Here is a 10,922-nt window from a genome sequence, read left to right as displayed (position 1 = left end):
GGTGTATTTAATATATTTTACTGTCGCCAGAAGATTCTTAAAATCGACTTGCGCGCTGCAACTAATTCGGCTTAAATGTGTTACCCATGTCTGGATACACCCGTTACCTATGTCCCACGTCTAAACATAAAAGGGAAAAACTACAGTACGTCCATGAATCAATAAAATATATGGTATTAACAAATATCGTGCCTATACGTACAAAACCGCCATTGGAAACAGAAAAACAGGCAACATCGCACATACCAACAATTCATTTGCAAAAGCTTACGCATTCAATCGCAATAACTGGTGAGCAAACTCCCAGCACCTCTGAAAATCCTGCCGTGCCCTTAGCCCCAACAGAAAGTCCGAACCGACTTGATCTCGAAGCCTTACGAAACCAAGCGGTGGTTGATGATAAAAACAGGATTAGATCCCCGCAAGAAAAAACGCAAGGCAATGAAACTTTAACTGGCTCACTTGAAACACACTTAGCCGATGCCGCAGAACGAGGGGCAAAAAAAGATTGCAAGACAACATATGCTGACAATAGTATCTTCACAGGATTGGCAAGACTAATCCCAATCACCTACGGAGCACTAACTGATAAGTGCAAATTGTAGTAAGTCACGCGTAATTAATCCGCATCAAAACGTCAGCGTTTTAACCCCATCCGCCATTCCCAGCAAACACACATTCGCGCCCTGCTTAGCAAACAAACCCACCGTCACAACTCCGACGATATTATTCATCACCGCTTCCATCGCAACTGGATTAGTGATTTCCAGCTCATGCACATCCAAAATCACATTTCCGTTATCGGTCAACAAAGGTTTACCATCTTTCATCCGTAATTTAGGCTCGCCGCCTAGCAAACTTAATTGACGTGCTACCACGGCTTGCGCCATTGGGATGACTTCGATAGGTAGCGGGAATTTGCCCAGTACGTTCACCAGTTTTGAACCATCAGCGATGCAGACGAACTTTTCGGCGACTGAAGCGACGATTTTTTCGCGGGTTAATGCGGCGCCGCCACCTTTGATCATCGCGCCGCTGGCGTCAATTTCATCCGCGCCATCGATATAGACCGGCATGGAAGTGACTTCATTTAAGTCCAGCACTTTAATGCCGTGGCTACGCAAACGGGCAGCGGTGGCTTCTGAGGAGGCGACTGCGCCGGGGATTTTGTCTTTTATTTTTGCCAGTTCGTCGATGAAAAAATTGGCGGTGGAGCCAGTTCCAACGCCGACAATTTGTCCGGCTACTACATATTGAATTGCGGCACGCGCCACGGCTTGTTTGAGTTCATCTTGGGTCATTGCGGTGTCCTGAAGCTGATAATAGATGTGCGCTATTTTACTGGTTCATGCTCTTCTGTTCCACACAAAACAACGGCAAAGCGATACACTGCCAGTATTTTCCGCCAACAAGGGTTTACCATGCATTTAGATCAACCACTATCAGATAAAGAATTTGACGAACTTGATAACTTTTTAATGTCGGATGCAGTCGGAGATGAAGGAATGACCATGGATGCGCTGCATGGTTACTTGACTGCGATTACCATCGGGCCTGAATTTATTCCATTATCTGAATGGTTACCGAATGTCTGGGGCCTGGAAGGCGAAGCGGAGCCTAAGTTTGATTCTGAAAAACACTCCGAGCGAATTATTAGTTTAATCGCGCGTTTTATGAATGAAGTCATCATCACTTTTGAAGTCGCACCGAAAGAATTTGAACCGCTGTTTTGCGTTTATGAGTTAAACGGTAAAGAAATTATTGATGGTGAAGCTTGGGCATGGGGCTTCTGGGAAGGGATGCAACTCCGTGCTGATGCATGGGAAACGATCAAATCATCTTCGTTAGAACCGTTATTACGCCCGATCTACTTACTCGGCGCAGATGAAATTAGCGAAGAAGAGATGAAGTTAGTAGATGAACCCGTAAAATGCCATAAATTAGCGATTGAAGTAGAAGCGGCGATTCCGCATTTATACCAATATTGGCTGCCATTGCGCACTTCCGGCGTTAGCACTATTAAACGTGATACCCCAAAACAAGGTCGCAATGATGTCTGTAATTGCGGTAGCGGCAAGAAATATAAAAACTGCTGCGGCGCTGGACCTACAGTGCATTGATTTAGCGCGTATTAATGTATACGCAATAAAAAAACCGTCACAAGCTGTTTAGCTGTGACGGTTTTTTTTCATTCCAACTGCTTTTACGGAACAATAAAATGTTCACGGTAGTAGCGCAACTCTTCCACCGATTCAATAATATCCGCTAAAGCTGTATGCATTTGGTGCTTTTTAAAACCTTTAATTAACTCAGGCTTCCAGCGACGGCATAGTTCTTTAATGGTGGAAACATCCAGATTGCGGTAATGGAAATAGGCTTCCAGTTTCGGCATGCCGCGCACCATGAAGCGGCGATCTTGGCAAATTGAATTGCCGCACATCGGTGATTTTCCGGCGGGAACATATTTTTTCAGGAAGGCAATCAAGGCAATTTCCGCTTCCGCTTCCGTTACCGTGGAGGCTTTTACCCGGTCGATCAAGCCAGAACGGCCGTGAGTACCTTTGTTCCAGTTATCCATTTTATCCAGAGTTTCATCGGATTGATGAATCGCAAATACTGGGCCTTCTGCCAAAATATTCAATTCCATATCAGTCACGATCACAGCAACTTCTATGATGCGATCGGTATCTGGGTCAAGTCCTGTCATTTCCATGTCAAGCCAGACCAAATTAAATTCATTGGGCTTGACTACAGGAGTTGCAGGTAAAATACTGGCTTGTGACATAATTATTCCTTGGCGCGTTGCACGTATATAAACTTCGTATTCAAACTAATAAGCAAAAGTAGCGTGGCATACATCCAAACCATCCACACTTCATTAATGCGCTATTTTCTCACAGGAGCAGCATGGATTCATTCGCATTTTCAGTATTGTTCATTGTTTTCTTAAGTTTGACCTTAGGATGTCGTTTTTGGCTGGCTTCACGTCAAATTCGCTTTGTTCAACAGCACCGCGCTACGGTTCCGGCTCAATTTGCCGAAAAAATAACACTGGCATCCCATCAAAAAGCAGCTGATTACACCATAGCCAAAGCAAAATTAGGAATAATCGACCTGTTTTTAGGCGCGCTAATTTTGTTGGCGCTTACCCTGTTTGGCGGCTTGCAATGGCTATCTACCCACTTAATACCATTACTTGGCACTGGAATGAGCTATCAGATTGGCTTGTTGGTGAGTTTTGCCTTCATTACTAGCCTGATCGATCTACCAATGGATTATTACCGTCAATTTGTGCTGGAAGAAAAATTTGGCTTTAACAAAATGACTGTGCGTCTATTTTTTACTGACATGATTAAAAATAGCGTGATCGGTGCCGCAATTGGCTTGCCATTATGCTGGGTAGTGCTGAAATTAATGGGCAGCGCCGGCGACTTGTGGTGGCTGTATGCATGGCTGGTTTGGAGCGGATTTCAGCTGCTGATGATGGTGCTCTACCCTAGCGTGATTGCTCCGTTATTCAATAAATTCAAACCGCTTGAAGATGAAAGTTTAAAAGCCCGTATTGAAGGCTTAATGCAGCGCACCGGCTTTGCGTCTAAAGGGCTGTTTATTATGGACGGCTCCAAACGCAGCGCACATGGCAATGCTTATTTTTCCGGCTTTGGCGCATCGAAACGCATCGTGTTTTTTGATACCTTAATCGAACGATTAGCACCGCAAGAAATTGAAGCGGTATTAGCGCATGAACTCGGCCATTTTAAAAAGAAGCATATCGTGCAGCGCATCGTGCTGATCTTCATCTTGTCTTTGGGCTTTTTAGCTTTGCTCGGTTTTTTGAAGGAACAAGTTTGGTTTTATACCGGGCTCGGTGTTGACCCACTGCTAATCGGTACTAATAACAGTAATGATGCGATGGCATTGTTATTATTTATGCTGACATTGCCATTATTTACCTTCTTCTTCTCGCCGATCAGCGCCATCACTTCACGTAAACATGAATTTGAAGCCGACGATTTTGCCGCCTATCATACGAAAGCGGATGACTTAATTTCTGCCCTGGTCAAAATGTATGATGACAACGCATCAACCTTAACGCCTGATCCGATGTATTCCACTTTTTATGACAGCCATCCATCGGCTGCAGTACGCATCAATCATCTGAATAATCACTATCAATTAAATAACGCGAAAGAACATCATGCCTAGTACTCGTGAACTATTAGCCCGCAAATGCCAGCACACAGAAACAGCCTTGGCTGACACAGAATTGGCGGCTTATCTAGCCGCCGTACCCGGTTGGGAAGCTGCAGGCAATCGCATCGTTAAAACATATAAATTTAAAAATTACTACGAAACGCTGGCCTTCATGAACGCCATTGCCTATGTGATTCACGTTGAAGATCATCATCCTGAAATTACGCTGACTTATCAGCAATGCGTGATTAAATTCGATACCCACAGTGTCAATGGCGGACGTGGTGGTTTATCGGAAAACGATTTTATTTGCGCCGCCAAAGTTGAAACCGTATTTCAACAATCGTTCTCTTGATGTCTAAATTGTTTGGCACGGTCATGGCAGCACATGGCCGACATTATCTGGTTGAAGCCGAAGAGATGCTGTTCAACTGCGTTACTCGCGGCAAAAAGAGTGACGTGGCGGTGGGCGACGTGGTGGAATATAAACTCACCTCAAAAAACCAAGGCGTAATTGAGGCAATTACCGAGCGCAAAACTTTGCTGTATCGCTCAGACCAATATCGCTCCAAACTATTGGCGGCTAATTTAAGCCAACTATTTATTGTGGTCGCCACCGAACCAGGCTTCTCCGATGATTTAATTTGTCGCGCCTTGGTCGCTGCTGAAGCTGGCGGCATTAAGCCGCATTTAGTCTTGAATAAAATCGACGTTCTTGACTTATTGCCAGCAGCAAAAAAACGCTTGGAAATATATCAAAAATTAGATTATCCGGTACATTTTGTTTCAGCAAAAACCAATCCGCAGCAAACATTAGATATATTAATGCCGCTGCTTGAAGGACAATCAACGATTTTAATCGGCCAATCCGGCATGGGGAAATCTTCGCTGATCAACTTGCTGATACCTGATGCAGCAATCGCTACGCGTGAGATTTCAGCGGCTTTAAATACCGGCAAACACACCACCACATTTGTACGGTCTTACCATTTAAATGAGCGCAGCATCATTATTGATTCACCGGGTTTTCAGGAATTTGGTTTACATCATTTAAGCGAAGGCATGCTGGAACGTGCTTTTCCTGAGTTTCGCCCACATTTAGGGCAATGCAAATTCTACAATTGTCATCATCACACCGAACCCGGTTGCGCTGTTTTAGCGGCGATCAAAACTGGGGAAATCAGCAAAATGCGTCATGATATGTATGAGCAATTGGTGCATGAAGCGGCGCAAACGCTCGGTTATAAATAGGTACTATCGATTAATTTTAATGTGATGCACTCCCGATTGCGGCTATCGGGAATGCACATTTACCGATAAAAGAGCAGCAGCTGTATTCCCAAATAAAACATGATGGACGCGATTATAGTATCAAGCACACGCCACATCACAGCTTGTAGAAAAAACCGCCTTAAAAATGTCGTGCCGATGGTCAGTACAGAAAACCAAAGCAAGGAAGCCATCATTGCACCAAACGCAAAAAACCAACGAACATCGTCGGGCATACTACCGCTAATCGGGCCAATCACAAGCAGAGTATCGATCAAGGCATAGGGATTAAAGAGCGACAGGGTAAGCGCCGTGAGACAAACCGATCTTAGCGAAGTACCGTAGTCGACTTTGGTATCACTTGGCATGGATTTATTTGTCAGCGCCGCTAACAGTGTTTTCCCACCATACCAAAATAAATAAGCAGCTCCGCCCCATACGGCAACAGTGAGCAAACCCGCTGATTGAGCGACGAGTCGGCCAATGCCAGCTACTCCTAAGGTAATCAATAGAATGTCGGAAGCGACACAAATAAAAACCAGAATTGGTAGGTACCGACCGATTAAGGCTTGCTTGATTAGGAACGAATCTTTGGGCCCCATAGCGGCGAACAAACCGATACCAAAAAGGAAGCCTTGCAGAACTATTGAGGGATTTTGCATTTTTTACTCTGGAATATTCATATTTATCAAAAACCGGCTGAGATTAACACTTCGCCTTTCGAGCACAGAACAACAAAATAACAGGCCAATCAATGTAGCTTGGATTGAATAAATTGTATATTTTTAAATAGCCTTAAATGCAACCGACGTACAAAATAGTAAATGAATAACTACCACGGCTATCGATTAACACGCTCGATTTCACCTTTGCATGGTGTACTCCAAATTAAAAAGTTCCGTCATTAAATTTTATTATTTCAATTAAGACAAGGTTTCACAGAATCATCAAAGTAATTAATATCAATAAAAATTTAATTTATTAAGAATTTAATTTTGTTTTTTAATTAAATAACTGAATAATTCATTGTTATAGCAAGCAAGACGAGGCATAAACGCAAATAATCCCCTATAATCAAGTTCGACTTTCACAACAGCGCAACGCGGAAAGCATTCCCCGCTCAAGCTCGCTAATCCACTTATGGCAATCAAACACTTCTTGCAGATGTCTGACTTAACGTTAGATGAGTATCACTATGTCATGGAACGTGCGCGCATCATTAAACGCAAATTCAAAGAATATCAAATCTATCACCCGCTAATTGACCGCACTTTGGTGATGATCTTTGAAAAAAACTCCACCCGTACTCGCTTATCGTTTGAAGCAGGCATGCACCAACTAGGTGGCGCGGCGATTTATTTGAATACTCGCGACAGCCAACTCGGACGCGGTGAACCGGTGGAAGATGCCGGACAAGTAATTTCGCGCATGTGCGACATCATCATGATCCGTACTTTTGGCCAAGACATTATTGAGCGCTTTGCCGCTAATTCTCGCGTGCCGGTGATTAATGGCCTGACCAACGAACATCATCCCTGCCAAGTGTTTGCCGATGTATTTACGTTTATTGAGCATCGTGGAGCACTCACCGGTAAAAGTGTGGCTTGGGTCGGTGACGCGAACAATATGCTGTATTCATGGCTGCAAGCAGCGCAAATTTTTGGCTTCCATCTGAATATTTCTACGCCTAAAAGCTACGAAGTTGACTTGTCGCGTATTCCAAAATCACAAACCAATTACACCTTATTTACCAATCCAAGCGACGCTTGTGTCGGTGCGTCTTTAGTGACCACCGACGTTTGGACCAGCATGGGCTATGAAGCTGAAAATCAGGCGCGGTTAACGGCGTTTGACGGATGGATAGTCGATGCCGCAAAAATGGCGCGCGCTCAACCAGACGCGTTATTTATGCATTGCCTGCCAGCGCACCGTGGCGAAGAAGTGTCGGCAGAAGTGATCGACGGGCCGCAATCTGTGGTGTGGGATGAAGCTGAAAACCGTTTACATATTCAAAAAGCTTTGCTGGAATACCTGGTCATAGGAAAAGTTGTAAGCCCAGATTAATAGATTGTCAGATTAAACAAGCACCTCCCTTTTATTGAGAAAATCATGAGCGATATTAATAAAGTAGTTCTCGCATATTCAGGCGGCCTGGATACCTCGGTTATTTTGAAATGGCTGCAAGATAATTACAAATGCGAAATCATCACCTTCACCGCCGATTTAGGCCAGGGTGAAGAGCTGGAACCGGCGCGCCAAAAGGCACTGAAATTCGGTATCAAACCAGAAAATATTTACATTGACGATCTGCGTGAAGAATTCGTGCGCGACTTCGTTTTTCCGATGTTCCGTGCCAATACCGTCTATGAAGGCGAATATTTACTCGGTACATCAATTGCCCGCCCGCTGATCGCCAAGCGTTTAATTGACATCGCCAAAGCTACTGGTGCGGACACAATTTCACACGGCGCAACCGGAAAAGGTAACGACCAAGTGCGTTTTGAATTAGGTGCGTATGCCTTAATGCCTAATGTCAAAGTGATTGCTCCATGGCGCGAATGGGATTTGCTGTCACGTGAAAAACTGCTGAAATACGCACAAGATGCCGGCATTGAAATTGACATGAAACACAAAAACGGCGGCGCTCCGTATTCAATGGACGCCAACCTGTTGCACATCAGTTTTGAAGGCCGCCATTTAGAAAACCCAAGTGCCGAAGCTGAAGAATCAATGTGGCGTTGGACTGTCAGCCCGGAAGCGGCGCCAGACCAAGCTGAATTTTTAGATGTGGAATTTGAACACGGTGATATCGTCGCGCTGAATGGCGTGCGCATGTCACCAGCAACCGTATTAACCGAGCTGAATCGCTTGGGCGGCAAACACGGTATTGGTCGTTTGGATTTAGTAGAAAACCGCTATGTTGGAATGAAGTCACGCGGCTGCTATGAAACCCCGGGCGGTACGATTATGCTGCGCGCGCATCGTGCAATTGAATCGATTACTTTAGATCGCGAAGTGGCGCATTTAAAAGACGATTTAATGCCACGTTACGCCAGCCTGATTTATAACGGCTACTGGTGGGCTCCAGAGCGAATTGCTCTGCAAACCTTAATCGATCATACCCAACAATGCGTGAACGGCTGGGTACGTTTGAAACTGTACAAAGGCAATGTGACAACCATGTCGCGCGACTCTAAAACCGACTCTTTGTTTGACATGACTATCGCTACGTTTGATGAAGATGGCGGCGCGTATAACCAAGCAGATGCTGGCGGCTTTATTAAATTAAACGCGTTACGGATGCGGATTGCCGCGAACGCTCGCGCGCGTCGCAAATAAAGTTTGCTGCAACTCCTAAAATAAAGTTAGATCAAATGCCACTCTCGCAGTGGCATTTTTGTTTTTAACTTATCCAACAAAATCGGTACATCTTGCTATCGATACACGTCGATACAAAATCAACAAACCTCGACACTTTAGTGACATATACGCGCTCTAAGATACAGCCAAGCACAAACGATTCGTGCGCCGTTATTTTGCAACCGACTACACTAAGGAGAAATTTATGAGCAACATGAAACAACGATTGGTTCATGCTTGTGCCGCAATCGGCCTGGCTTCTTTTGCGCTACTGGCAGGCGCGCAAGAGCATCAATGGAATAGCTGTAAAGATCAGGCAAACAAAGAAGAATGTCGCCATGCACAAATGGCTAAATTCCAAGCTATGCATGAAGCTAAATTGCACGATTCGTTGAAAATCACTGCGGCACAAGAACCCGCCTGGAAAACGTTCACTGAAAGCCTGCATCAACAACGAGACGCAATGATGGCGCAACGTCATGAAATGCCAGCACATGCCGATATGGAAAAAATGTCTGCGCCAGAACGCCTGGAAAAACACTTGGCAATGATGCAAAAACATCAGGCTCAAATGCAAACACTGCTGACTTCATTGAAAGCGTTTTATGCTGTACTGACACCTGAGCAGCAAGTAACGATGGATAAGCATGTAGCACGTTTTATGAAGCACCGTCACCACCACCATCATCATCATTGGCACCACCATCACGGTGTTCCACAAGGGGAACATAAAGTGGATCAAGCGCCAGCAGCAGCGACAAAGCAATAATTAGCGCTGTTGATTTAAAGTAAAAGGCCGGAGTTTGATTAAACTCCGGCCTTTTTTAAATCAACTTTTCAGAATACTTTAGATATGAAAACACCCTATTTTTGCATTTTTTACGCGGATTTTCAGGCTAAAACACTATACAAACACTGGCTCAACTTCTAACTGCACACCAAACTTTTGCATCACATCCGCCTGAATAGCCTGCGCTAGTGCCACAACTTCAGCGCCCGTTGCGCCGCCCAAATTCACTAATACCAGCGCCTGTTTTGCATATACAGCAACTTTTCCTAGAGCCCGCCCTTTCCAACCGGCTTGCTCAATCAACCAACCAGCGGCTAGTTTGTACTGACCGTCAGTTTGCAGATAACTGACTAAACCCGGGCAACGCGCGATTAATGCATTCCGAAATTCGACGGACACAAGCGGATTTTTAAAAAAGCTACCGGCGTTTCCAATCACACTAGGGTCCGGCAATTTGCTTAAACGGATCGCACAAATCGCATTACTGACTTGCTTCGGCGTTGGCGACTTAATTCCCTGCAAAGCTTGCGCAACGTCGCCGTAACCGAGCTTGGCCTGCCATTGCTTGGCTAACGCGAAGGTCACATCCAGAATCACACCTTGGTCGCGCAAAGCATGTTTAAACACGCTGTCACGGTAAGCGAACTGGCACTCTGCTAGTGTGAAGGTATGTATTTTCCCGCTGGCGAATTCCAGCCAGCTTAAGGAATGAAAATAGTCTTTAATCTCAACGCCATAAGCGCCGATATTTTGAATCGGCGCGGCACCGACACTGCCCGGTATTAACGATAAATTCTCTAATCCACCCCAACCTTGCGCCAATGTCCATTGCACAAAATCATGCCAAACCTCTCCGGCAGCAGCCCGCACATAAACAAATTGAGCATCTTCAGAAACACATTCACGCCCTTCCAAAGCCATATGCACGACCACGCCAGGAAAGTCTTGGGTCAGGATCAAATTACTACCTCCTCCCAAAATCAAACGCGGCAAACCCGCTAATTCGGGAAGCAAGCTAATTTGCTGCAATTGAGATAACTCATTCACGCGTAAATAATGACGGGCAGAAGCCGCAATCCCAAAAGTAGTGAAAGATTGTAAAGAAACGGCAGATTGGAGGTGTAGGCTAGAAGACATAGCGCAGGATTATAAACTGGATAAGCTAGTATTGCGCCCTGCTGTTACGTTAAACCGAGATTTTCCATTAGGTCGCTACTACTTCGTGTAGATGATGATAAACATTAACCTTCCGACAAAAAACACGCTCATCGCTTGCACACAACGCTACATAGCCAATTGCCTCCTTTTT

12 protein-coding genes are annotated in these 10,922 nt (G+C 44.9%); 8 read left to right on the top strand and 4 right to left on the bottom strand.

What is annotated here, in order from left to right; translation table 11 throughout:
• Positions 1–86 precede the first annotated feature (86 nt).
• Positions 87–605 (top strand): hypothetical protein, encoded by a 519-nt coding sequence (locus S2091_RS16850; RefSeq protein ID WP_133166933.1) that lies wholly within the window; start codon positions 87–89, stop codon positions 603–605.
• Positions 606–629: 24 nt separating this feature from the next.
• On the opposite strand, the gene rpiA is transcribed toward S2091_RS16850, so the two are convergent.
• Complete coding sequence (gene rpiA / locus S2091_RS16845; protein ID WP_105533117.1) at positions 630–1,301, bottom strand: ribose-5-phosphate isomerase RpiA; 672 nt, start codon at positions 1,299–1,301, stop codon at positions 630–632.
• Between the two features lie 120 nt (positions 1,302–1,421).
• Between rpiA and S2091_RS16840 the strand changes: the two genes are divergently transcribed.
• On the top strand, positions 1,422–2,120 hold the full coding sequence (locus S2091_RS16840; RefSeq protein WP_105533124.1) for a UPF0149 family protein: 699 nt from the start codon (positions 1,422–1,424) through the stop codon (positions 2,118–2,120).
• Between the two features lie 83 nt (positions 2,121–2,203).
• Here S2091_RS16840 and orn read toward each other — a convergent pair whose 3' ends face one another.
• On the bottom strand, positions 2,204–2,785 hold the full coding sequence (gene orn, locus S2091_RS16835; RefSeq protein WP_105533116.1) for an oligoribonuclease: 582 nt from the start codon (positions 2,783–2,785) through the stop codon (positions 2,204–2,206).
• Between the two features lie 122 nt (positions 2,786–2,907).
• Here orn and S2091_RS16830 point away from each other — a divergent pair, with 122 nt between their 5' ends.
• Genes S2091_RS16830 through rsgA form a run of 3 tightly spaced genes read left to right on the top strand, consistent with a single transcriptional unit; the run spans position 2,908 to position 5,445 of the window.
• Entirely contained in the window at positions 2,908–4,206 is a 1,299-nt protein-coding gene (locus tag S2091_RS16830; protein ID WP_105533115.1) for a M48 family metallopeptidase, read from the top strand.
• The gene (locus S2091_RS16825; RefSeq protein WP_207769733.1) at positions 4,199–4,549 is read left to right on the top strand and encodes a 4a-hydroxytetrahydrobiopterin dehydratase; all 351 of its coding nucleotides are present in this window, start codon (positions 4,199–4,201) and stop codon (positions 4,547–4,549) included. Before S2091_RS16830 ends, S2091_RS16825 begins: the two co-directional genes overlap by 8 nt.
• Positions 4,549–5,445, top strand: coding sequence for a ribosome small subunit-dependent GTPase A (gene rsgA, locus S2091_RS16820; RefSeq protein ID WP_105533113.1), 897 nt, complete (start codon positions 4,549–4,551; stop codon positions 5,443–5,445). Before S2091_RS16825 ends, rsgA begins: the two co-directional genes overlap by 1 nt.
• Positions 5,446–5,504: 59 nt before the next feature.
• On the opposite strand, the gene S2091_RS16815 is transcribed toward rsgA, so the two are convergent.
• Positions 5,505–6,125: a LysE/ArgO family amino acid transporter gene (locus S2091_RS16815; protein ID WP_105533112.1), complete on the bottom strand. Its 621-nt coding sequence runs from the start codon at positions 6,123–6,125 to the stop codon at positions 5,505–5,507.
• A gap of 478 nt (positions 6,126–6,603) precedes the next feature.
• Between S2091_RS16815 and argF the strand changes: the two genes are divergently transcribed.
• The 3 genes from argF to S2091_RS16800 all read left to right on the top strand — a co-directional run bounded on the left by argF (position 6,604) and on the right by S2091_RS16800 (position 9,592).
• Positions 6,604–7,527 carry an ornithine carbamoyltransferase gene (gene argF, locus S2091_RS16810; RefSeq protein ID WP_105533111.1) on the top strand — a complete coding sequence of 308 codons (924 nt, stop codon included), beginning with the start codon at positions 6,604–6,606 and terminating at the stop codon, positions 7,525–7,527.
• 45 nt (positions 7,528–7,572) lie between these two features.
• Positions 7,573–8,802 (top strand): argininosuccinate synthase, encoded by a 1,230-nt coding sequence (locus S2091_RS16805; RefSeq protein WP_105533110.1) that lies wholly within the window; start codon positions 7,573–7,575, stop codon positions 8,800–8,802.
• A gap of 226 nt (positions 8,803–9,028) precedes the next feature.
• Entirely contained in the window at positions 9,029–9,592 is a 564-nt protein-coding gene (locus S2091_RS16800; RefSeq protein WP_105533109.1) for a Spy/CpxP family protein refolding chaperone, read from the top strand.
• Positions 9,593–9,727: 135 nt separating this feature from the next.
• Here the strand turns inward: S2091_RS16800 and murB are convergent, their stop codons facing one another.
• Positions 9,728–10,750, bottom strand: a complete 1,023-nt coding sequence (murB, locus tag S2091_RS16795) for a UDP-N-acetylmuramate dehydrogenase (protein ID WP_105533108.1) — start codon at positions 10,748–10,750, stop codon at positions 9,728–9,730.
• Between the last annotated feature and the right edge of the window lie 172 nt (positions 10,751–10,922).

The organism is Solimicrobium silvestre, from assembly GCF_002976435.1.
GTDB lineage: Bacteria > Pseudomonadota > Gammaproteobacteria > Burkholderiales > Burkholderiaceae_D > Solimicrobium > Solimicrobium silvestre.
The sequence above is the reverse complement of the archived record's forward strand: the minus strand, read 5'-3'. Positions and strand labels throughout refer to the sequence as shown.